Below are 21,805 nucleotides of genomic sequence, written 5' to 3' on the forward strand. Positions count from 1 at the left end.
CATGAGCCAAGCCGAGAGCCATGTCGATGTTCACGCCGAACCTGAGATCGTCATTCCGAAGGGCGCGCTGCGCGCGGCCTTCGCACTGGTTGCCTTCACCCTGGTTGCGGCCGGCGTCGGCCGCTGGACGGGTGTAGGCACTGTCCACATCGATCACGCTGTCGCCGTGCAAACGGTGGCGCTGCGGTTCGAGGACCGTCCCGATGGCGGCATCTCCGTGGTGTCGCCCGACAGCGGCAAGGTGGTCGGAGTCGTCGAGGCCGGCGGCGACGGCTTCCTGCGCACGGTCCTGCGCAGCATGGCGTTCGATCGCCAGCGTCACGCGATCGGTTCGGGGCCGGCCTTCACGATCAACCGCTGGTCCGATGGACGCATGAGCCTGGACGATCCGGCGACCGGACGGCGCGTCGATCTCGGGTCGTTCGGCAACGACAACAAGCGCCGGTTCACGGAGCTGATGACGATGGGAGAAACGCGATGAGAGGATTATGGGCCAACGAGCCGCGCCGCTTCGAGATCGGCTGCAGCATCGAGGTCGAGCAGACCTCGGAAACGCTGCACGCGCATGTCACTCTGGACCGCGACGTCGGCATCCGCCCGGGTGACGAGGTCGTCATCCATGGCGAGCCGATCACGGTCAAGTTCGGCGAGCAGCTCAACCTGCGCCGCACCGCCACCGTGGTGCGGGCGGGTCCTCTGAAGCGCATGATGATGCATGTCGCGGGCTATCTCGAGCTCACGGAATTGTACGACGTCAGCTTTTCGGACGGGAGGGTCAGATGATCGCAATGGAAGGCGGATCCGGCAATATCTCCACCAAGATGGCGCTGGAGGACACGATCCTCACGCCACGCTTCTACACCACCGATTTCGCGGCGATGGACCGGCTCAATGTCGATCTGGTGCGCCGCGAATGGGATGCTGTCATGGCCGAGCTGCGCGCCGACCACAACCGCAAGCACTTCGTGCGCACGCCGGAATTCGACAAGGATCTCAACGAGCTGCCGGAGGCGCTTCGCGCCGAGTTCAAGGACTTCCTGGTGTCGTCGCTGACCGCCGAGTTCTCCGGCTGCGTGCTGTATGCCGAGATCAAGAAGCGGATCACCAATCCCGACATCCGCGAGCTGTTCCAGTTCATGAGCCGCGACGAGGCGCGCCATGCCGGCTTCATCAACGAGATCCTCAAGGATCACGGCATCGGCGTCGACCTGAGCTTCCTCACCAAGACGAAGAAGTACACCTACTTCAAGCCGAAGTTCATCTTCTACGCGACCTATCTCTCCGAGAAGATCGGCTATGCCCGCTACATCACCATCTATCGGCAGATGGAGCGGAACCCGGAGCGCCAGTTTCACCCGATCTTCAAGTGGTTCGAGAGGTGGTGCAACGACGAGTTCCGCCACGGCGAGGCGTTCGCGCTGCTGATGCGCGCCGATCCGAAGCTGCTCAGCGGCCTCAACAAGCTGTGGATCAAGTTCTTCCTGCTCGCAGTGTTCGCCACGATGCACGTCCGCGACCACATGCGTCCCGCCTTCTACGAGGCGCTCGGCATGCCCGTGGACGAGTACGACATGCGCGTGTTCCGCATCACCTCGGAGATTTCGCGGCAGGTCTTCCCGGTGATGCTCGACATCGACAATCCGCGCTTCTGGGACGGCCTGAAGCGGCTGCGCGGGATATCGGAGGCGATTGCGGATGCCAAGGCGCAGGGCGGCATCATGGGCACGCTCAAGCGCGCCGTGCTGCCGCTCAAGGCGGCGCTGACCTTCGGCCGGCTCTACATGCTGCCGGCCAAGAGCAACGCGCTGCCACGGGAGATCAGGCTGCAACCCGCCTGGTGACAAGGAGCCGGCCATGGGCGCGACCGCGATTGCCATTCCCTATGTCGTGTTCGTCTGGTGGTTCTCGACCGGCGCCGTGCTGGCGTTGGTCGGGCTCGCCGCCCGCCATCCGGCCGCGTTCAAATGGGGCACGGCCGCGGCGTTCGTCGCGGCCCTGTCGGGCGTCGCGGTGTCGAGCCAGGCCGCCGAGGACGCCAACGCCTATTGCGCCTTCACCTGCGCGATCCTGCTGTGGGGCACGGTGGAGATGTCGCTGCTCGCCGGCTGGATCACCGGCCCACGCCCCGAGCCGTGCCCGCGCGACTGCACGCCGGCCTCGCGCGTCGGCTTCGCGCTGCAGGCGATCGCCTATCACGAGCTGGCGCTGATCGCGACCGCTGGCCTCGTCTTCGCGGTGACATCGGGCGCGCCCAACCGTTTGAGCTGGTGGACCTTCGCCGCGCTGCTGGTGCTCAGGCAGAGCGCGAAGATCAATCTGTTCCTCGGCGTGCGCACCCTGAACGACGAGCTGCTGCCGCAGCAGGTCCGCTTCATGCGCAGCTATTTCGCCAAGAAGTCGACCAACCTGCTGTTCCCATTCTCGATTGCCGCGGCGACCACCGCGACCGTGCTGGTCGCTGCTGCCGCGCTCGGCGCCAAATCCTCTTTCGACGGCGTCGCGCTGTCACTGCTCGCCTCGTTGATCGCGCTCGGCCTGCTCGAGCATGGCTTCATGGCGCTGCCGATGCCGGTGATCAATCTGTGGCGCTGGAGCGCACCAGTCGAGCCGGCGATGGCGACCGTCGCTGCCATCCCGGCACCGGCGCCCGTGATGCCGACGGCGCGCCCGGTGCTGGCCGCCGTGCCGGCCCCGCCTGAGGTGGAGCGCCCCATTCCTGCGCCAAGGACGTCGATGTCGGCGCAGAAGACTGCCGCCGCCCTGGCGCGGCAGCGGCTCGAAGAGCAGTTCCGCCAGGCCTATCGCCAGGCCCGCGCTGACGCGCAGGCGCAAACCATCACGGGACTGGCCGCGGTGTCGGTCACGCCGCCGGTCGATCCGAACACAGCACAGGGGGGAGTACCATGAACTACGAAGACTATTTCCGCCGCCAGCTCGACGGTCTCAGGCGCGAAGGACGCTACCGCGTGTTCGCCGACCTCGAGCGCAAGGCCGGCGCCTTCCCGCGTGCGACCTATCGTGGTCCCCATGGCGAGCGCGATGTCGCGGTGTGGTGCTCCAACGACTATCTCGGCATGGGCCAGCACCCCAAGGTGCTGGAGGTGATGCACGAGGCGCTCGACCGCTGCGGTGCCGGCGCCGGCGGCACCCGCAACATCAGCGGCACCAACCACTATCATGTGCTGCTGGAGGAAGAGCTCGCCGATCTCCACGGCAAGCAGGCCGCGCTGCTGTTCAATTCGGGCTACGTCTCGAACTGGACCTCGCTGTCGACCCTGGCGGCGCGCATGCCCGGATGCGTGATCCTGTCCGACGAGCTCAACCACGCCTCGATGATCGAGGGCATCCGCCACAGCCGCTGCGAGACCCGGATCTGGCGCCACAACGACGTCGCCGATCTCCGCGACAAGCTGTCGGATCTCGATCCCAAGGCGCCGAAGCTGATCGCGTTCGAGAGCGTCTATTCGATGGATGGCGACATCTCGCCGATCTCCGATATCTGCGACGTCGCCGACGAATACAACGCCATGACCTATCTCGACGAGGTCCACGCCGTCGGCCTGTACGGCCCGCGCGGCGGCGGCATCTCCGAGCGCGACGGTGTCGCCGATCGCCTGACCGTGATCGAGGGCACGCTCGCCAAGGCGTTCGGCGTGATCGGCGGCTACATCACGGCGTCCAGCACCGTCTGCGATTTCGTCCGCAGCTTCGCCTCCGGATTCATCTTCTCCAGCTCGCTGCCCCCCGCGGTCGCCGCCGGCGCGCTCACCAGCATCCGGCATCTCAAGGCGAGCAATGTCGAGCGTGCAAGGCATCAAGACCGCGTCGCGCGGCTGCGCCGCCGGCTCGACGAGGCCGGCGTCAGCCATCTCGACAATCCCAGCCACATCGTGCCGGTGATGGTGCGCGACCCCGTGCTGTGCAAGCGGATCAGCGACGTCCTGCTCGACCGCTACGGCATCTATGTGCAGCCGATCAACTATCCGACGGTGCCACGCGGCACCGAGCGGCTGCGCATCACGCCGTCGCCTTATCACTCCGATGCGGACATCGAGCATCTGGTGTCGGCGCTCTCGGAGATATGGGCCGAGATGGGCCTCGCGCTGGCGGCCTGACGGAAGAGGAATCGCACGGCGTTTGAGCCACATCAATTTGTCAACCTAACTTGACGTTATGATTGTTGGACAAATTGATAATCGGGGAGAACGCCGTGCGGATCCTGTTGCTGCATCCGAATTATCACTCCGGCGGCGCCGAGATCGCCGGCAACTGGCCGCCGGCCTGGGCGGCCTACATCTCCGGCGCGCTGAAGGCCGCGGGCTTCACGGACCTTCGCTTCATCGATGCGATGACCAACGATCTCTCCGAGGATCAGGTCCGCGCCATTCTGCGCAGCGAACAGCCTGACGTGATCGGCTGCACCGCGATCACCCCCTCGATCTACAAGGCCGAGCGGCTGCTGGAGATCGCCAGGGAAGAGCATCCCGACGCGCTCACCGTGCTCGGCGGCATCCACGCCACCTTCATGTACCAGCAGGTGCTGACCGAGGCGCCGTGGATCGACGCCATCGTGCGCGGCGAGGGCGAGGAGATCATCGTCGACCTGATGCGCGCCCGCGAGGACGGCCGCTGGGACAACGACCGCCGCAGCATCAGGGGCATCGCCTATCGCGACGGCTCGGAGGTGGTGGCCACGGTGGCGGCGCCGACGGTGAAGAATCTCGATGCGATCACGCCCGACTGGAGCGTGCTCGAATGGAGCAAGTACATCTACATTCCGATGAACAAGCGGGTCGCCATCCCCAACATGGCGCGCGGCTGCCCGTTCACCTGCAGCTTCTGCTCGCAGTGGAAGTTCTGGCGCGACTATCGCATCCGAGACCCGAAGAGGGTGGTCGACGAGATCGAGACACTGATGCGCGAGCACGATGTCGGCTTCTTCATCCTCGCCGACGAGGAGCCGACCATCAACAAGAAGAAATTCGTCGCGTTCTGCGAGGAGCTGATCCGGCGCGACCTCAAGATCCTCTGGGGCATCAACACCCGCGTCACCGACATCCTGCGCGACGAGGCGCTGCTGCCGCTGTATCGCAAGGCCGGCCTGATCCACGTCTCGCTGGGGACGGAAGCCGCCGCACAGATGAAGCTCGACCGCTTCAACAAGGAGACCACGGTCGCGCAGAACAAGAAGGCGATCCAGCTCTTGCGCGACGCCGGCATCGTCGTCGAGGCGCAGTTCATCGTCGGCCTCGAGAACGAGACCCGTGAGACCCTGGAGGAGACCTACCAGATGGCGCGCGACTGGAAGCCGGACCTCGCCAACTGGGCGATGTACACGCCGTGGCCGTTCTCCGACCTGTTCCGCGACCTCGGCGACAAGGTCGAGATCTTCGACTACGAGAAGTACAATTTCGTCACGCCGATCATGAAGCCCGACGCAATGGATCGCGGCGAGCTGCTCGACGGCGTCATGAACAACTACCGCCGCTTCTACATGCACAAGGCGCTGTTCTCGTACCCGTGGGCCGGCTCGGGCGAGCGCAGGCGCTATCTGCTCGGCTGCCTCAAGGCGTTCCTGAAATCCGGCTTCGAGCGGAAATTCTACGATCTTGGCCGCGTCAATTACTGGGGGCCGCAGTCCAAGGGCAAGGTCGATTTCGGCTTCGATACGTCGCGCAAGCGCGCTGATCCCGGCAAGATCGAATGGAAGACGAGCCATAATCGCAAGCTGAGCGGACCGCAGCAGGCCCAGCTGATGGCCTGCGGCGGCGGCACCGAGCAGATGAGCGAAGAGGCCGAGACGAGGGTGCACTGACATGCACGGCACGTGCGCTCAGCCCAATCTGCTACTGCGCGCTGCCGCTGCGTCTGGTCACGCCCCGGGCCGTATCGGCCCCAACGCGATCATCCAGACCGCCGAGGCCCTACGCCTGCTGCGGGGGGAGGACAGTGCGCGCCGCGTGTTCGCGGCCGCGCGGCTCGATTTCTATCTGAGCAGTCCGCCCGCCGAGATGGTCGATGAGGCCGAGGTCATGCGGCTTCATGACGCGCTTCGCACCGTGCTCGATGACGAGACCGCGCGCGCCGTCAGCAGCAGGGCAGGGCAACTGACGGGCGCCTATCTGCTCGCGCATCGGATCCCCTCCGCGGCGCAGCGCGTGCTGCGGCTGCTGCCGGCCCGGCTCGCGAGCCGCGCGCTGACGCGGGCGATATCCGCGCATGCCTGGACGTTTGCCGGGACCGGCACCTTCACCGCACGCCCGGGCCGGCCCACCATCTACCAGATCAGCCATTGTCCGCTGTGCCGCGGCCATCACGGCGATCACGCCATCTGCGACTTCTACGCTGCTACCTTCGAGACGCTGTTCGCAACGCTCGTGCACCCCGACGCCCATGCGCGTGAGATCGCCTGCGAAGCCTGGGGTGACGAGGCCTGCCGGTTCGAGATCGATTGGTGAGACGGCGCCATGCGAGACGCGACGCCGCCTTGGCATCGGGTGCGGCGCTCAGCTCGGCAGAAATCGCGCGCCTTCCTTGCCGAGGAAGTCCAGCATCGCCTGCGCCGGCGGCAGCAGCAGCTTGTCGGCACGCCGCACCGCGTGCCACTGCCGGATGATCGGCAGGCCCGCGACCTTCAACGTGACCAGCCGTCCCTCGCTGAGCTCATGGGCGACCGTGTGCTGCGAGATGAAGGCGATGCCGAGGCCGGCGATGACGGCCTGCTTGATGGTCTCGTTGCTGTCCATCTCCATGCTGGTCTTTGGCTTCAGACCATGCTTCTCGAAGAATGCCTCCATCAGCAGACGGGTGCCTGATCCCGGCTCCCGGGTGATGAACACCTCGCCGGCGAGATCCTCGGCCGCGATCCGCTTGCGGCGCGCCAGCCGGTGGTTGGCGGGGGCGATGATGATGTGCGGGTGCTTGCCGAAGGGCCGCATATCCACGGGAACGTCGGCCGGTGGCCGGCCCATGATGGCAATGTCGAGATCATAGCCGCGCAGCGCCTCGCGCAGGCTGTCGCGGTTGCCGATCCGCAAGGTGACGTCGATCTTGGGGAAGCGCCGCGAAAATTCCGCGATCGCAAACGGCACGAAATATTTTGCGGTGCTGACCGCGCCGATCGCCACGCGGCCACCGCTGCGTCCGGCGAGAATGTCGAGCGCCTGCTCGCAATCCTGCAAGGCGGCCTCGACGCGTTCGGCCAACGCCAGCACGCTGCGCCCGGCCTCGGTCAGGATCATGCCGTCGGTGGTGCGCTGGATCAGCGGTAGCCCGGCGAGCTCCTGAAGATTGCGGATCTGCAGGGTGACGGCAGGCTGAGTGAGGTTCAAACGGCCGGCCGCTGACGTCACCGACCCCGAGTTCTGCACGGCGGCCAGCGCCCGAAGCTGGCGGATGGTGAGATCGCGCGAGAAATGCCGGCTCATGGAACCCTCGATGAGATCGTTCACATAAGGAAAACTTTGGTCTATCCAAAGATATTGAAATTTCCCTAATTAGGCAAATCGAGTGTTGATAGCAGCGCGGCACGACGCATTCGTGCGGCTTCATCAAGTTCCCGGCAGAGGATCTGATGGCGAGGGAGTGGCCCATGGATCACCAAATGGATCATCATCAGACATTGCAGGCACATCTGGCGGCGCAGGGTGCCGACGCCGATTGCGCCGCGGTCATCGCGGCTCTGGCCGGGGCGGCGCGCGAGCTCGCGCGGCAGATCGCGGTGGCGCCGCTGTCCGGCGTCGACGAAGGCGCCGCCACCGTGAACGCCGACGGCGACGTCCAGAAGGCGCTCGACATCGTCGCCGACAACCTGATGCGGGATGCGCTGCGCCGGGCTCCGGTCGCCGGCATCCTGTCCGAAGAGGGCGACCGGCCGGAAACGGTCAATGCTGCTGCCCCACTTTGCGTGGCGATCGATCCGCTCGACGGCTCGTCGAACCTGCAGAACAACATCTCCGTCGGCACCATCTTCTCGATCCGCCCGCGGGGGCGCGACGTGCTCTCCAGCTTCTTCGAGCCAGGCACGGCACAGCTTGCCGCCGGCTTCTTCGTTTATGGACCGCAGACCTGCCTGGTGCTCGCGATCGACCATCGCGTCGATCTCTACGTCCTGCACCCGACCTTGCACGAGTTCATGCTCGCCAAGTCCGGCATCCGCATCCCGCAGGATACGCCGGAGTTCGCCATCAACGCGTCGAACCGCCGGCACTGGAGCGGGGCCGTGCGCAACTATGTCGACGAATGCCTGTCGGGCGCCGCCGGCCCGCGCGGCCGCGACTTCAACATGCGCTGGATCGCCTCGCTGGTCGCCGAGGCCTATCGTATCCTGATGCGCGGCGGCGTGTTCCTCTATCCGGCCGACTCCCGCCCCGGCTATCGCGAGGGCCGGCTGCGGCTGGTCTACGAAGCGCATCCGATGGCGCTGATCATGGAATGGGCCGGCGGCTCGGCCTCGAGCGGCCGTTCGCGCATCCTCGAACTGTCGGCGCGCTCGCCGCATCAGCGCGCGCCGCTGATCATGGGCGACGTCCGCCTTGTCCGCGACGTCGACCAGCTGCATGAGGGCATCGAGCCGCTGTTCGAAACCAGCGATGCGCCCCTGTTCGCGCGGCGCGGCCTGTTCCGCTGAGCCCGCCTGCCGAACGCGCCTTCCGGAGAAAGTTCATGTCACGTCGTCATCCCATCATCTCGATCACCGGCTCGTCGGGCGCCGGCACCACGTCGGTCAAGAAGACCTTCGAGAACATCTTCCGCCGCGAGAACGTCAAGGCGGCCTATATCGAGGGCGATGCCTTCCATCGCTACAATCGCGAGGAGATGCGCCGCAAGATGGTCGAGGAGGCCGAGCTCGGCAACAAGCACTTCAGCCATTTCAGCCCCGACACCAATCTGTTCGAGGAGCTCGAGAAGACCTTCCGCGACTACTCCGAGACCGGCACCGGCATGACGCGCCACTACGTCCACGACGAGGAGGAGGCGCGGCTCTACGACACGAGGCCCGGCAACTTCACCGAGTGGAGCCGGCTGCCGGAGGACTCCGACCTGCTGTTCTACGAAGGCCTGCACGGTGCGGTCGTCACCGAGAAGGTCAACATCGCGCAGCACGCCGATCTGAAGATCGGCGTTGTTCCGGTGATGAACCTGGAGTGGATCCAGAAGCTGCACCGCGACCGCGCGTCGCGCGGCTACACCACCGAGGCGGTCACCGACACCATCCTGCGCCGCATGCCAGACTACGTGAACTACATCATCCCGCAGTTCTCGGAGACCGACATCAACTTCCAGCGCGTGCCAACGGTCGACACCTCGAACCCGTTCGTTGCCCGCTGGATCCCGACGCCCGATGAATCGATGGTCGTGATCCGGCTGAAGAACCCGCGCGGCATCGACTTTCCCTATCTGCTCTCGATGATCCCGCAGAGCTTCATGTCGCGCGCCAATTCGATCGTGATCCACGGCGCCAAGCTCGATCTCGCGATGCAGCTCATTCTCACGCCCATGATCATGCAACTGATGGACCGAAAGAGGCGCACGCTATGACCGCCAACGCCGTGCAGACGCTGGCTCCGAAAGCCGATCCCAGCCATGCCGAGATGGCGAACGCCATCCGCTTCCTCGCGATCGACGCCGTCGAAAAGGCGAAATCGGGTCATCCAGGCATGCCGATGGGCATGGCCGACGTGGCAACCGTCCTTTTCTCGCGCTTCATGAAATTCGATCCCGCCGATCCGGCCTGGCCCGATCGCGACCGCTTCGTGCTGTCGGCCGGTCACGGCTCGATGCTGCTCTATGCGCTGCTGCATCTGACCGGCTACGAGGCCGTCACGATCGATGAGCTGAAGCGGTTCCGGCAATGGGGCGCCAAGACGCCGGGCCATCCGGAGTATGGCCACACGCCCGGCGTCGAGACCACCACCGGTCCGCTCGGGCAGGGCATCGCGACGGCGGTCGGCATGGCGCTCGCCGAGCGCCTGATGAACGCGCGCTATGGCGACGATCTGGTCGATCACTACACCTACGTGATCGCCGGCGACGGCTGCCTGATGGAGGGCATCAGCCACGAGGCGATCTCGCTCGCGGGTCATCTCAAGCTGAATCGCTTGATCGTGTTGTTCGACGACAACGGCATCTCGATCGACGGCTCGACCGATCTCGCCTGCTCGGATGATCAGCTCGGACGCTTCGCCGCGTCGGGCTGGGCGACGTCCCGCATCGACGGCCATGATCCCGAAGCCATCGAGGCTGCGATCGCTGCGGCGCGGCAGAGCAACCGCCCCAGCATGATCGCGTGCCGGACCACGATCGGCTTCGGCTCACCCGGACGGCAGGGCTCGGAGAAGGCGCATGGCGCGCCGCTCGGGTCGGAAGAGGTCGAAAAGACCCGCGCGGCACTGCACTGGCCGCACCGTCCGTTCGAGGTCCCGGCCGACGTGCTGGTGAGCTGGCGCGAGATCGGCGCGCGCGGCCGCAACGTGCGCCAGGCCTGGAAGGAGCGTGCGCGCAGGCTGTGCACCGCGGACCGGTCGCCCTGCCATGACGCGCTGAACAGGAAGCTGCCGGCCGCCTATGCCGAGCGCATGGCGCAGTTCATCGCGCAGCTCACGGCCGAGCGGCCGAAGATCGCCACCCGCCAGGCGTCGCAGAACGTCATCGATGTGATCGCGACGGTGCTGCCGAACCTGCTCGGCGGCTCGGCGGACCTGACCCACTCCAACCTGACCAAAGCGAAGACGCACAAATCCGTCACACCGGCCGCGATGGATGGCAACTACATCCACTATGGTGTGCGCGAACACGCGATGGCTGCGGCCATGAACGGCATCGCGCTGCATGGCGGCTTCATTCCCTATGGCGGCACCTTCCTTGCCTTTGCCGACTACAGCCGGCCGGCGATTCGCCTGGCCGCGCTGATGGGCATCCGCGTCATTCACGTGATGACGCACGATTCCATCGGCCTCGGCGAGGACGGCCCGACGCATCAGCCGGTCGAGCATGTCGCGAGCCTGCGCGCCATTCCGAACCTCCTGGTATTCCGCCCGGCCGACGCGGTCGAGACGGCGGAAGCCTGGGACTGCGCGCTGCGTGCGGAGACCTCGCCGTCGGTGCTGTGCCTGTCGCGGCAGGGGCTGCCGGCGTTCCGTACCGAAGCATCTGATCAAAACAAGGTGGCGCTCGGCGCCTACGTGGTCGTCGAGCCCGAGGCTGGGCGCGACGTGACCTTGATTGCGACCGGCTCGGAGGTGGCGATCGCGCTGGAGGCGGCCAAGCTGCTGGCGGTCGAAGGCGTCCAGGCGGCCGTGGTGTCGGCCCCCTGCTTCGAGCTGTTCCGCAAGCAGTCCGCCGAGTATCGCGCCGAGGTGCTCGGCGCTGCGCCACGCATCGGAGTCGAAGCCGCGATCGAGGGTGACTGGGCGCGCTGGCTCGGCGATGCAGGCGAGTTCGTCGGCATGCACGGCTTCGGCGCCTCGGCGCCGGCCGAGGTGCTGTACCGCGAATTCGGCATCACGCCTGCGGCGGTCGCCGATGCGGCGATGCGCAACATCATCCGGGCGCGGGCGTCCTGAGCCGCGCCACCATACAGAACATCGAAACAGGGACGGAGACCAACATGGCGCGGATCACGCTCAGACAATTGCTGGACCATGCGGCCGAGCGCGGCTACGGCGTGCCGGCGTTCAACATCAACAACATGGAGCAGGGGCTCGCGATCATGGAGGCGGCCGCGGCGGTCGATGCCCCCGTGATCATCCAGGCCTCGCGCGGCGCGCGCACCTATGCCGGCGACATCATGCTGTCGAAGATGATCGACGCGCTGGAGGAGATGTATCCGCAGATCCCGCTCTGCCTGCATCAGGACCACGGCAACGACGAGGCGACCTGCGCCACCGCGATCAAATACGGATTCACGTCCGTGATGATGGACGGCTCGCTCAAGGCCGATGCCAAGACGGCCGCCGACTACGACTACAACGTCGACATCACCCGCCGCGTCACCGACATGGCGCATTGGGTCGGTGCCTCGGTCGAGGGTGAGCTCGGCGTGCTGGGCTCGCTCGAGCATGGCGGCGGCGAGCAGGAGGACGGCCACGGCCTCGAGGGCAAGGTCAGCCGCGACCAACTGCTGACCGATCCCGACCAGGCGGTCGATTTCGTCCGCGCCACCAAGGTCGATGCGCTGGCGATCGCGATGGGCACCTCGCATGGCGCCTACAAGTTCTCGCGCAAGCCGGATGGCGAGATCCTCGCCATGAACGTCATCGAGGAGATCCATCGCCGGCTGCCGAACACGCATCTCGTCATGCACGGCTCGTCCTCGGTGCCGCAGAGCCTGCAGGACATGTTCAACCAGTTCGGCGGCGAGATGCCGCAGACCTGGGGCGTGCCGGTCGAGGAGATCGTGCGTGGCATCCGCCACGGCGTCCGCAAGGTCAACATCGACACCGACTGCCGGCTGGCGATGACCGCGATCTTCCGCAAGGTCGGCGCGTCGTCGAAGGTCGAGTTTGATCCGCGCAAGTTCCTGAAGCCGGCGATGGACTCGATGCGTGATCTCTGCCGCGAGCGGTTCGAGCAGTTCGGCGCCGCCGGCAACGCCTCGAAGATCAAGGTGCTGCCGCTGTCGGAGATGGCCAAGCGCTACCGCTCCGGCGCGCTCGATCCGCGAATTGGGGGAATGACTGAAGCTGCCTGACATCAACGGCGATAATGAACATTCAGGAGGAACACATGAACGACCAATCGATCACCGTCCGCGGCAAGGATCGCTACAAGTCCGGCGTGATGGAATACAAGAAGATGGGCTACTGGGAGCCGTCCTACCAGCCCAAGGACACCGATGTCATCGCGCTGTTCCGCGTCACGCCGCAGGATGGCGTCGACCCGGTCGAGGCGTGCGCTGCCGTCGCCGGTGAATCCTCGACCGCGACCTGGACCGTGGTGTGGACCGACCGCCTGACCGCCGCCGAGAAGTATCGCGCCAAGTGCTACCGGGTCGAGCCGGTGCCGGGCTCGCCGGGCAGCTATTTCGCCTACATCGCCTATGATCTCGACCTGTTCGAGCCGGGCTCGATCGCCAACCTGACGGCCTCGATCATCGGCAACGTGTTCGGCTTCAAGCCGCTGAAGGCGCTGCGGCTCGAAGACATGCGGCTGCCGGTGGCCTATGTGAAGACGTTCCAGGGGCCGGCGACCGGCATCGTCGTCGAGCGCGAGCGGCTCGACAAGTTCGGCCGTCCCTTGCTCGGCGCCACCGTCAAGCCGAAGCTCGGCCTGTCCGGCCGCAACTACGGTCGCGTGGTCTACGAGGCGCTGAAGGGCGGACTCGACTTCACCAAGGACGACGAGAACATCAACTCGCAGCCCTTCATGCATTGGCGCGAGCGCTTCCTGTATTGCATGGAGGCGGTCAACAAGGCGCAGGCGGCGACCGGCGAGATCAAGGGCACCTACCTCAACGTGACAGCGGCGACGATGGAGGACATGTATGAGCGTGCCGAGTTCGCCAAGGAGCTCGGCTCGACGATCATCATGATCGACCTCGTGATCGGCTACACCGCGATCCAGTCGATGGCGAAGTGGGCGCGCCGGAACGACATGATCCTGCATCTGCATCGCGCCGGACACTCGACCTACACGCGGCAGCGCTCGCACGGCGTCTCGTTTCGCGTCATCGCCAAGTGGATGCGGCTCGCGGGCGTGGACCACATCCATGCCGGCACCGTGGTCGGCAAGCTCGAAGGCGATCCCAACACGACCCGCGGCTACTACGACATCTGCCGCGAGGACTTCAACCCGATGCGGCTGGAGCATGGCGTGTTCTTCGACCAGAACTGGGCGAGCCTGAACAAGCTGATGCCCGTGGCCTCCGGCGGCATCCATGCCGGCCAGATGCACCAGTTGCTCGACCTGCTCGGCGAGGACGTCGTGCTGCAGTTCGGCGGCGGCACCATCGGCCATCCCCGCGGCATCGCCGCCGGTGCGACTGCCAACCGCGTCGCGCTGGAGGCGATGATCCTGGCCCGCAATGAGGGCCGCGACTACGTGCATGAAGGTCCTGAGATCCTGGCCAAGGCGGCACAGACCTGCACGCCGCTGCGCGAGGCGCTGGAGATCTGGAAGGACGTCACCTTCAACTACAAATCGACGGACTCGCCGGACTTCGTGCCGACCGTGACCCCCGCCGCTTGAACCACGTTCGATGCGTCGCCGTGCTGCGGGCCGGACACCGGCTCGCCCGGCAGCACAACATCAGGAGATTTCAACATGCGCGTGACCCAGGGTTGCTTTTCTTTCCTGCCCGACCTGACCGACGAGCAGATCACGGCCCAGATCCAGTACTGCCTCGAGAAGAATTGGGCCGTGAACATCGAGTTCACCGACGATCCGCATCCCCGCAACACCTATTGGGAGATGTGGGGCCTGCCGATGTTCGACCTGCGCGACGCCGCCGGCATCATGCGCGAGCTGTCCGAATGCCGGAAGATCTATGGCGACCGCTACATCCGCATCTCGGCCTTCGACTCCAGCCATGGCTGGGAGTCGATCCGGCTGTCCTTCATCGTCAACCGGCCGCAGAACGAGCCGGGCTTCCGGCTCGACCGCCAGGAAACCGTCGGACGCAATCTGCGTTACTCGACGCGGTCCTATGCGGCCGAGCGCCCTGAAGGCGAACGCTACTCATAAGAACACGGCGCTGAAGTCCCATCCCGTCGGGGAGGGGACTTCAGCGCCGGCTCTGCCGCATTGATCAAGTCCGATTCGACGGCGTCCCCTGCTTGCCGGAGTTCGCGGGAGGATCTGCCGCCAGCGTGTGCGAACTTCGGCCAAGCGGAGCACCAGCCCATGATGCAGGCCACGCAGGCGGATGCCGACAAGGCCACGCCGGTCGACACCGTCGACCTGCGCCGCGAGTTCGAGAGCGTCGACATCGCACCCGTGCTGGAGCAGCTCGACCGCGAGCTGGTCGGGCTCACCCCGGTCAAGACGCGAATCCGCGAAATCGCCTCGCTGCTGATGATGGAGCGGATCCGCCGCAAGATGGGGCTGGCGACGACGTTTCCGACCTTGCACATGTCGTTCACCGGCAATCCCGGCACCGGCAAGACCACGGTCGCGCTGCGCATGGCCGGCATCCTGCATCGGCTGGGCTTCGTCCGCCGCGGCCACGTCATCAGCGTGACCCGCGACGATCTCGTCGGCCAATATATCGGCCACACCGCGCCGAAGACCAAGGAGGTGCTGAAGAAGGCGATGGGGGGGGTCCTCTTCATCGACGAGGCCTATTATCTCTACCGTCCCGAGAACGAGCGCGACTACGGCCAGGAGTCGATCGAGATCCTGCTGCAGATCATGGAGTCGCAGCGCGAGGACCTCGTGGTCATTCTTGCCGGCTATGCCGACCGGATGGAGAAGTTCTTCCAGAGCAATCCCGGCTTCCGCTCGCGCATCGCCCACCACATCGACTTCCCCGACTATTCGGAAGCCGAGCTGCTGACGATCTCCGAGATGATGCTGGAGGGGCAGAACTACCGCTTCACGCCGGAGGCCCGCGCCGCCTTCGAGAAGTACATCGCCGTCCGGCGCACCCAGCCCTTGTTCTCCAACGCGCGCTCGATCCGCAACGCGCTGGATCGGATCCGCCTGCGCCAGGCCAACCGGCTGGTGTCGCGGCTCGACCGCGTGCTGACGTCCGATGACGTGATGTCGATCGAAGCCAGCGACGTGCTGGCAAGCCGCGTGTTCGCCAAGGGGGCCGACGCGGGAGACGGCAGGGTGGAGGCGCAATCATGAGTCTGGCTCTGGTGAGGAACGCGCCGCTCGACGACCTCCGGCGCCGCATCGCCGACGCCGGCGCACTGATCTTCGACGTCGACGGCACGATGGCCGAGACCGAGGAGATCCATCGCGAGGCCTTCAATGAGGCGTTCGTCGCGGTGGGCATCGACTGGCACTGGGGCCGCCGCATCTACAAGGAGCTGCTGCGTGTCACCGGTGGCAAGGAGCGCGTCCGTGCGTTCGACCAGATGCGGCGCACGGGTCCGCCGCTCAGCGACGCCGTCGTTGCCCGGCTTCATCGCATCAAGACGGAGCGGTTTGCCGCGCTGATGGCCGACAAGGGCTGCCCGTTGCGCCCGGGCGTTCAAGCCTTGCTGGAGGCTGCCTCGGCCCGCGGGCAGCGGCTCGCGATCGCGACGACGACCACGCGCGGCAATATCGATGCCCTGTTGGCGCCCGTGCTGGGCGCCGATTGGGAGGCAGGATTTGCCGCCGTCGTGGCGGCCGACGATGTCGCGCGCAAGAAGCCCGCACCGGATGTCTACCTGGAGGTCTTGTCGCAGCTCGATCTACCCGCGGCCAGTTGCATCGCGATCGAGGACTCCGGTAACGGGTTGATGGCTGCGACCCGCGCCGGCGTTCCCGTGCTGATCACGCGCAGCCTCTACTTTCATGACGACACGTTCGACGGTGCGCTCGCCGTGCTCGATGACCTCGGGGAGTTTGTTGCCTGAGGTATTTTGAGGTGTTTGTGGTGATACGTTGCCGATTATGTACGCCACCATGCGCATAGCCGCGTGGCGTGGTCGTTCTATTGCCGTCTCGACAAGAACGTGTAATCCCTTGACGACATGTCTTCATGTCGAGTCGAGGTCGTTGAGTATGGCCCGCACGCAGGCCAAATTGAAACGTACGGACGTTGCCCGCACGGAAGCGTTTCGCGGGCGGGTGGGACGGCCGCCGAAGGCGCTCGCTGGAAACATCGAGGAGCGTATTCTGGACGCTGCGCGCGCGGTGTTTCTCGAGCGTGGCTTCGACGGTGCCAGCATCGACGAGATCGCTGAACGTGCTCCCGCCAGCAAGCCGACGATTTATGCCCGATACACCGGCAAGGCCGCATTGTTTGCCGCCGTCGTCGCGCGCTCCATCAACGACGTGATGAATCTGGGATCCTACACGCCGGTGGCCGGCACCGCACAGGAGAAACTGGTCGGACTTGCCATCGCCATCGTCGATCGCGCGCTGAAGGACTCGCTGGGATTGTTACGGGTCACGATCGGGGAGGCTTACCGGTTTCCCGATCTCAGTTGTCAGTTTCATGACGTCTCACGCAAACGGGCCGCCCATGCCGTGGCGGTGCTGCTCGGCGAGACGATCGGCGCCTCGGCCACGACCGCCCGCCGGACGCCGTCGAAGGCGTCGGCCGCCTCTGCCGAGATCTTCATCGATCTGATCGTCATGCCGGTGATCATGCGCTCGCTCATGGGCGAGAGCGAAAGGACGATCCGCAGGGAGCTGCCCGGCTTCGTCCGTGACCGGGTCAAGACGTTCCTGACGCTGCAGCCGAAGGCGTGAGCGGCGCGATCAGCGTCGCCGCAGCGATGACGGTTCGAGCGTCACCTGCTTGAGATCGTTGCCGCTGACGACGACCACGACGAAGGCGAGCTTGCCGTCCTTGTTCATCAGGCCGCCACTGATCGCCCGGCCGGCCGCCGAGCGCTCGGCGATCCGAATCGCATCCGACATCTTGAGCCGGACCGTGGTGAGGGCAGCCAGGCTGTTACGGTCGCTTTCGCTCAGTCCATCCACGGTGGAGAACAGCACGCTGTTGCGCACCTTTGCCGTGGTGCCGTCGATGTCGGATTCCCAGATCCGTCCGCTCTGCAGGGTTCGGACCTTGTAGACGGGGGCGTCGAGCCCACCTTCGAAGCTGATGTCCGCGGTCTTGGAGCCCGGATGAATCCTCTCGGCGATCCGCAGCGCCTGGTGCAGTGACACCTCCGTCCGCCGGAACTTGTCGAGCTCGCGATCGATCGTCTCCTGACTCAGAGCCGGATCGGTGGAGACTTGTGGATCCCTCTCGGTCTGCATGCCGCTGCCGGTCCCGCCGACGGCGTGCGCCAGGGGAGTCCACGACAGCAGGATCACGCTCAAAAGAATGATTCGTTTCATGACGGCCTGCTGTCTCCGATCTCGGTCGGTGCTTGTAGAGCATTCCCTTGGGAAACGGTTGCGATAAAACGAAACTGTATCGTTTTATAATGATGGCCGGAGGACCTGTCAAGGTTGGCTCCCCCGGGAGGTGTCTGGATCCAGAAGGAACCCATTCCTGCGCGGCTCTCAAGGCCGCGGACGAACGGAGCGGAGATCGTCGTCGAGGCCGACGATCTCGACGTTGGTGACGCACCCGTCCATGCGCGAACGCGCCCGCGCGTCTCACGCCGCTCTCGCTAAACGAAACCGTATAATAATGCCGGGCGGGCCGAACTCCGATGCGGCCGCAGCCGGCATCGCGATTTCAGAAGGTGATCGTTGGAACCCGCATGGCGATCGGTTCCGCCAGCGGTGCTGGTGCGCACACAGGCGATGGTCGACGCCCGTTCATCTGCGGCTAATTCCCGCCCGGCTATGATTTTCTTCCATTTCCGATAGGTTGTCGCCGTTGCAAACCGGGGCAGCCGATATGACCGCCGCCAGCGGCGTCCGATGTCCCGCAGGATAATGGTGCGAGCCGCATCGGCGGACGCGACCAGAGGAGTCTGAATGAGCAAACGCCGGGCCATGATCACCTTCACGTTCACCGCCGCGACGCTGCTCGCTGCCTGCGGCGGCGTTGCGCAGGCGGCGCAGTGCGGCTCGTCGCCGGCGGGGTTCGAGGCGTGGAAGCGCGAATTCAGCGAGGAGGCGAGGGCGAAGGGCGTCGGCGGCACCGCGATATCCGCGCTGATGCAGACCAACTACGCCTCGGCGACGATCGCGGCCGATCGTGGCCAGCGCAGCTTCTCGCTGTCGCTCGATCAGTTCCTCGTCAAGCGCGGCGCTGCTGCGATCGTCGCGCGCGGGCGCCAGCTCAAGCAGTCGCAGGCGGCGATGTTCGCCTCGATCGAGCAGCGCTACGGCGTGCCGCCCGGACCGCTGATCGCGATCTGGGGCATGGAGAGCGCGTTTGGCAGCCAGCGCGGCAATCAGCACATGCTGTCCTCGATCGCGACGCTCGCCTATGACTGCCGCCGTCCGGAGTTCTTCACCGACCAGCTCTATGCCGCGCTCAAGCTGGTCGACCGCGGCGTGCTGTCTGGCAACACCCGCGGCTCGATGCATGGCGAGGTCGGGCAGACCCAGTTCATGCCGAAGAACATCCTGGCCTATGGCGTCGGCAATCTCGACGTCGCCGCCAATGCGCTCGCCTCGACGGCGAACTTCCTGCGTGCCAATGGCTGGAAGGCGGGCGCCGGATATCAGCCGGGCGAGCCGAACTTCGCAGCCATCGAGGCCTGGAACGCCGCCGGCGTCTATCAGAAGGCGATCGCGCTGATGGGCCGCCAGATCGACGGCGGCGGCTCGGCCGCGGCGCGCTGACAGGCCCGCGACTGATAAGCCTGTCCTGTCCAATGAAAAAAGCGGCGCTTCATCGCTGAAGCGCCGCTTCTCTGCAAGAGCAGTCAGTCGGCGTCTCGCCTCAGGCCTTCAGCTCGAACCGGTCGAGGTTCATCACCTTGGTCCAGGCGGCGACGAAGTCCTTGACGAACTTCTGCTTGGCATCCGAGCTCGCATAGACCTCGGCCAGCGCGCGCAGTTGCGAGTGCGAGCCGAAGATGAGGTCGGCGCGGGTGGCCGTCCACTTGATCGCGCCGGTCTTGCGGTCGCGGCCCTCGAAGGTGTGCTCGCCCTGATCGACCGGACGCCAGGCCACGCTCATGTCGAGCAGGTTGGCGAAGAAGTCGTTGGAGAGCGTCTCGGTCTGCGCGGTGAACACGCCATGCTTGGAGCCGTTGGCATTGGCGCCGAGCACGCGCAGGCCGCCGACCAGCACGGTCATCTCCGGTGCGGTCAGGGTGAGCAGTTGCGCCTTGTCGACCAGCAGCTCCTCGCCGGACAGCCACTGCTTGCCGCTGAGATAGTTGCGGAAGCCGTCATGGGTCGGTTCGAGCACCGCAAACGATTCGACGTCGGTCTGCTCCTGCGAGGCGTCGGTGCGGCCCGGCGCGAACGGCACCGTCACCTCGACGCCGGCCTTCTTGGCGGCCGCTTCGACACCGGCATTGCCGGCCAGCACGATCAGGTCGGCGAGCGACACCTTCTTGCCGCCGGCCTGCGCGTTGAACTCCTTCTGGATGCCCTCGAGCGTCGAGAGCACCTTGGCAAGCTCGGCCGGGTTGTTGACCGCCCAGTCCTTCTGCGGGGCCAGACGAATGCGCGCGCCATTGGCGCCGCCGCGCTTGTCCGAGCCGCGGAAGGTCGAGGCCGAAGCCCAGGCGGTCGAGACCAGCTGAGAGACCGACAGGCCCGAGGCGAGGATCTTTGCCTTCAGCGACGCGACGTCCTTGTCATCCACGAGCGGATGATCGACGGCCGGCACCGGATCCTGCCAGATCAGGTCTTCCTTCGGCACCAGCGGGCCGAGGTAGCGCACCTTCGGGCCCATGTCGCGATGGGTCAGCTTGAACCAGGCGCGGGCGAAGGCGTCGGCGAACTGATCCGGATTCTCCATGAAGCGGCGCGAGATCTTCTCGTAGTCCGGATCGAAGCGCAGCGCGAGGTCGGTGGTCAGCATCGACGGCGCGTGGCGCTTGGACTTGTCGTGTGCGTCCGGCACCGTGTTGGCGCCGGCGCCGTGCTTCGGCTTCCACTGGTGCGCGCCGGCCGGGCTCTTGGTCAGCTCCCATTCATAGCCGAACAGATTCCAGAAGAAGTTGTTGCTCCACTTGGTCGGCGTCGTCGTCCAGATCACCTCGAGGCCGGAGGTGATGGTGTCGCCGCCCTTGCCCGAGCCGTATTTGCTGGCCCAGCCGAGACCCTGCTGCGCGATGTCGGCGCCCTCAGGCTCCGCCCCGACCAGCGACGCGTCACCCGCGCCGTGGGTCTTGCCGAAGGTATGACCGCCGGCGATCAGCGCCACCGTCTCTTCGTCGTTCATCGCCATGCGGGCGAAGGTCTCGCGGATGTCGCGCGCGGCCGCCAGCGGGTCGGGGTTGCCGTTCGGGCCTTCCGGGTTGACGTAGATGAGGCCCATCTGCACGGCAGCGAGCGAGCCTGCGAGCTGACGGTCGCCGCTGTAGCGCTCGTCGGCGAGCCACTTGCCTTCGGGACCCCAATAGATGTCCTGCTCGGGCTCCCAGGTGTCGGCGCGGCCGCCGCCGAAGCCGAAGGTCTTGAAGCCCATCGATTCCAGCGCGACGTTGCCGGTCAGCACGAACAGGTCGGCCCAGGAGATCTTCTGGCCGTACTTCTGCTTGATCGGCCACAGCAGGCGGCGGGCCTTGTCGAGGTTGGCGTTGTCGGGCCAGCTGTTGAGCGGCGCAAAGCGCTGCTGACCGGTGCCGGCGCCGCCGCGGCCATCGCCGATGCGATAGGTGCCGGCGGCATGCCAGGCCATGCGGATGAAGAGCGGACCGTAGTGACCGAAATCGGCCGGCCACCAATCCTGCGAATCGGTCATCAGCGCATGCAGGTCCTTGACCAGCGCGTCGAGATCGAGGCTCTTGAATTCCTTGGAATAATCGAACGCCTCACCGAGCGGATCGGACAGGTTCGAATGCTGGTGGAGGACGGAGAGGTTGAGCTGGTTCGGCCACCAATCCTTGTTCGAAAATCCCTTCAAGCCGCCCGAAAACGGGCACTTGCTGACGTCATCCATGTTTGCCTCCTGACGTGATCGTCATGGTTCCCCCTGGGGTGGGAGCCGGGACCCTACGCGGCTATTTCGATCAGGGGAAATTGAGATTGATGATCCTAACGATAAGATTATCTGATGAACGCGGTGTGACGCCGTCCAGACGCAGAGCGACGCCGGACCTTGGCGGCGCACCCC

20 protein-coding genes are annotated in these 21,805 nt (G+C 65.7%); 17 read left to right on the forward strand and 3 right to left on the reverse strand.

What is annotated here, in order from left to right:
• Position 1: 1 nt before the first annotated feature.
• The 7 genes from puhC (at position 2) to bchJ (ending at position 6,458) form a co-directional block, all read left to right on the forward strand.
• Positions 2-481: a photosynthetic complex assembly protein PuhC gene (puhC, locus tag ACQR1H_RS24570; protein WP_316183318.1), complete on the forward strand. Its 480-nt coding sequence runs from the start codon at positions 2-4 to the stop codon at positions 479-481.
• Complete coding sequence (locus ACQR1H_RS24575) at positions 478-783, forward strand: hypothetical protein (RefSeq protein WP_315803468.1); 306 nt, start codon at positions 478-480, stop codon at positions 781-783. Before puhC ends, ACQR1H_RS24575 begins: the two co-directional genes overlap by 4 nt.
• Positions 780-1,841, forward strand: a complete 1,062-nt coding sequence (gene acsF / locus ACQR1H_RS24580) for a magnesium-protoporphyrin IX monomethyl ester (oxidative) cyclase (protein ID WP_434908323.1) — start codon at positions 780-782, stop codon at positions 1,839-1,841. The genes ACQR1H_RS24575 and acsF overlap by 4 nt, the downstream gene beginning before the upstream one ends.
• Positions 1,842-1,854: 13 nt before the next feature.
• Entirely contained in the window at positions 1,855-2,907 is a 1,053-nt protein-coding gene (gene puhE, locus ACQR1H_RS24585; RefSeq protein WP_434894726.1) for a putative photosynthetic complex assembly protein PuhE, read from the forward strand.
• Complete coding sequence (gene hemA, locus ACQR1H_RS24590; protein ID WP_316183322.1) at positions 2,904-4,115, forward strand: 5-aminolevulinate synthase; 1,212 nt, start codon at positions 2,904-2,906, stop codon at positions 4,113-4,115. Before puhE ends, hemA begins: the two co-directional genes overlap by 4 nt.
• Before the next feature lie 95 nt (positions 4,116-4,210).
• Positions 4,211-5,815 (forward strand): magnesium-protoporphyrin IX monomethyl ester anaerobic oxidative cyclase, encoded by a 1,605-nt coding sequence (gene bchE, locus ACQR1H_RS24595; RefSeq protein ID WP_434840098.1) that lies wholly within the window; start codon positions 4,211-4,213, stop codon positions 5,813-5,815.
• A gap of 1 nt (position 5,816) precedes the next feature.
• Positions 5,817-6,458, forward strand: a complete 642-nt coding sequence (gene bchJ, locus ACQR1H_RS24600) for a bacteriochlorophyll 4-vinyl reductase (protein WP_434894727.1) — start codon at positions 5,817-5,819, stop codon at positions 6,456-6,458.
• A gap of 48 nt (positions 6,459-6,506) precedes the next feature.
• On the opposite strand, the gene ACQR1H_RS24605 is transcribed toward bchJ, so the two are convergent.
• On the reverse strand, positions 6,507-7,427 hold the full coding sequence (locus tag ACQR1H_RS24605) for a LysR family transcriptional regulator (protein WP_315803474.1): 921 nt from the start codon (positions 7,425-7,427) through the stop codon (positions 6,507-6,509).
• Positions 7,428-7,573: 146 nt separating this feature from the next.
• Between ACQR1H_RS24605 and ACQR1H_RS24610 the strand changes: the two genes are divergently transcribed.
• The 9 genes from ACQR1H_RS24610 (at position 7,574) to ACQR1H_RS24650 (ending at position 17,349) form a co-directional block, all read left to right on the forward strand.
• A complete protein-coding gene (locus tag ACQR1H_RS24610) occupies positions 7,574-8,629 on the forward strand; it encodes a class 1 fructose-bisphosphatase (RefSeq protein WP_434894728.1) in 1,056 nt (351 codons plus the stop codon).
• A gap of 35 nt (positions 8,630-8,664) precedes the next feature.
• Entirely contained in the window at positions 8,665-9,540 is an 876-nt protein-coding gene (locus tag ACQR1H_RS24615) for a phosphoribulokinase (RefSeq protein ID WP_315803476.1), read from the forward strand.
• The gene (tkt, locus tag ACQR1H_RS24620; protein WP_316237516.1) at positions 9,537-11,564 is read left to right on the forward strand and encodes a transketolase; all 2,028 of its coding nucleotides are present in this window, start codon (positions 9,537-9,539) and stop codon (positions 11,562-11,564) included. The genes ACQR1H_RS24615 and tkt overlap by 4 nt, the downstream gene beginning before the upstream one ends.
• Positions 11,565-11,608: 44 nt before the next feature.
• A complete protein-coding gene (fba, locus tag ACQR1H_RS24625) occupies positions 11,609-12,691 on the forward strand; it encodes a class II fructose-bisphosphate aldolase (RefSeq protein WP_315803478.1) in 1,083 nt (360 codons plus the stop codon).
• A gap of 35 nt (positions 12,692-12,726) precedes the next feature.
• A complete protein-coding gene (locus ACQR1H_RS24630) occupies positions 12,727-14,187 on the forward strand; it encodes a form I ribulose bisphosphate carboxylase large subunit (protein ID WP_434908324.1) in 1,461 nt (486 codons plus the stop codon).
• 75 nt (positions 14,188-14,262) lie between these two features.
• Complete coding sequence (locus ACQR1H_RS24635) at positions 14,263-14,682, forward strand: ribulose bisphosphate carboxylase small subunit (RefSeq protein WP_316183328.1); 420 nt, start codon at positions 14,263-14,265, stop codon at positions 14,680-14,682.
• A gap of 162 nt (positions 14,683-14,844) precedes the next feature.
• Positions 14,845-15,789, forward strand: a complete 945-nt coding sequence (gene cbbX, locus ACQR1H_RS24640) for a CbbX protein (RefSeq protein ID WP_315803503.1) — start codon at positions 14,845-14,847, stop codon at positions 15,787-15,789.
• Positions 15,786-16,508 (forward strand): HAD-IA family hydrolase, encoded by a 723-nt coding sequence (locus ACQR1H_RS24645; RefSeq protein ID WP_315803481.1) that lies wholly within the window; start codon positions 15,786-15,788, stop codon positions 16,506-16,508. The genes cbbX and ACQR1H_RS24645 overlap by 4 nt, the downstream gene beginning before the upstream one ends.
• Before the next feature lie 148 nt (positions 16,509-16,656).
• The gene (locus tag ACQR1H_RS24650) at positions 16,657-17,349 is read left to right on the forward strand and encodes a TetR/AcrR family transcriptional regulator (RefSeq protein WP_315803482.1); all 693 of its coding nucleotides are present in this window, start codon (positions 16,657-16,659) and stop codon (positions 17,347-17,349) included.
• A gap of 9 nt (positions 17,350-17,358) precedes the next feature.
• Here the strand turns inward: ACQR1H_RS24650 and ACQR1H_RS24655 are convergent, their stop codons facing one another.
• On the reverse strand, positions 17,359-17,946 hold the full coding sequence (locus tag ACQR1H_RS24655; RefSeq protein ID WP_315803483.1) for a PepSY domain-containing protein: 588 nt from the start codon (positions 17,944-17,946) through the stop codon (positions 17,359-17,361).
• Positions 17,947-18,537: 591 nt separating this feature from the next.
• On the opposite strand from ACQR1H_RS24655, the gene ACQR1H_RS24660 reads away from it, so the two are divergent.
• The gene (locus ACQR1H_RS24660; RefSeq protein WP_315803484.1) at positions 18,538-19,353 is read left to right on the forward strand and encodes a lytic murein transglycosylase; all 816 of its coding nucleotides are present in this window, start codon (positions 18,538-18,540) and stop codon (positions 19,351-19,353) included.
• A gap of 100 nt (positions 19,354-19,453) precedes the next feature.
• On the opposite strand, the gene katG is transcribed toward ACQR1H_RS24660, so the two are convergent.
• Positions 19,454-21,631 carry a catalase/peroxidase HPI gene (gene katG, locus ACQR1H_RS24665; protein ID WP_315803485.1) on the reverse strand — a complete coding sequence of 726 codons (2,178 nt, stop codon included), beginning with the start codon at positions 21,629-21,631 and terminating at the stop codon, positions 19,454-19,456.
• Positions 21,632-21,805 lie beyond the last annotated feature (174 nt).

The sequence above is a fragment of the Bradyrhizobium sp. HKCCYLRH2015 genome, from assembly GCF_051168215.1.
In the GTDB taxonomy this organism is placed as follows: Bacteria; Pseudomonadota; Alphaproteobacteria; order Rhizobiales; family Xanthobacteraceae; genus Bradyrhizobium.

Coding starts and splice junctions, on each gene's coding strand:
- puhC (WP_316183318.1), top strand. CDS start 2: ATGAGCCAAGCCGAGAGCCATGTCGATGTTCACGCCGAACCTGAGATC.
- ACQR1H_RS24575 (WP_315803468.1), top strand. CDS start 478: ATGAGAGGATTATGGGCCAACGAGCCGCGCCGCTTCGAGATCGGCTGC.
- acsF (WP_434908323.1), top strand. CDS start 780: ATGATCGCAATGGAAGGCGGATCCGGCAATATCTCCACCAAGATGGCG.
- puhE (WP_434894726.1), top strand. CDS start 1,855: ATGGGCGCGACCGCGATTGCCATTCCCTATGTCGTGTTCGTCTGGTGG.
- hemA (WP_316183322.1), top strand. CDS start 2,904: ATGAACTACGAAGACTATTTCCGCCGCCAGCTCGACGGTCTCAGGCGC.
- bchJ (WP_434894727.1), top strand. CDS start 5,817: ATGCACGGCACGTGCGCTCAGCCCAATCTGCTACTGCGCGCTGCCGCT.
- ACQR1H_RS24605 (WP_315803474.1), bottom strand. CDS start 7,427: ATGAGCCGGCATTTCTCGCGCGATCTCACCATCCGCCAGCTTCGGGCG.
- ACQR1H_RS24610 (WP_434894728.1), top strand. CDS start 7,574: ATGGCGAGGGAGTGGCCCATGGATCACCAAATGGATCATCATCAGACA.
- ACQR1H_RS24615 (WP_315803476.1), top strand. CDS start 8,665: ATGTCACGTCGTCATCCCATCATCTCGATCACCGGCTCGTCGGGCGCC.
- tkt (WP_316237516.1), top strand. CDS start 9,537: ATGACCGCCAACGCCGTGCAGACGCTGGCTCCGAAAGCCGATCCCAGC.
- fba (WP_315803478.1), top strand. CDS start 11,609: ATGGCGCGGATCACGCTCAGACAATTGCTGGACCATGCGGCCGAGCGC.
- ACQR1H_RS24630 (WP_434908324.1), top strand. CDS start 12,727: ATGAACGACCAATCGATCACCGTCCGCGGCAAGGATCGCTACAAGTCC.
- ACQR1H_RS24635 (WP_316183328.1), top strand. CDS start 14,263: ATGCGCGTGACCCAGGGTTGCTTTTCTTTCCTGCCCGACCTGACCGAC.
- cbbX (WP_315803503.1), top strand. CDS start 14,845: ATGCAGGCCACGCAGGCGGATGCCGACAAGGCCACGCCGGTCGACACC.
- ACQR1H_RS24645 (WP_315803481.1), top strand. CDS start 15,786: ATGAGTCTGGCTCTGGTGAGGAACGCGCCGCTCGACGACCTCCGGCGC.
- ACQR1H_RS24650 (WP_315803482.1), top strand. CDS start 16,657: ATGGCCCGCACGCAGGCCAAATTGAAACGTACGGACGTTGCCCGCACG.
- ACQR1H_RS24655 (WP_315803483.1), bottom strand. CDS start 17,946: ATGAAACGAATCATTCTTTTGAGCGTGATCCTGCTGTCGTGGACTCCC.
- ACQR1H_RS24660 (WP_315803484.1), top strand. CDS start 18,538: ATGAGCAAACGCCGGGCCATGATCACCTTCACGTTCACCGCCGCGACG.
- katG (WP_315803485.1), bottom strand. CDS start 21,631: ATGGATGACGTCAGCAAGTGCCCGTTTTCGGGCGGCTTGAAGGGATTT.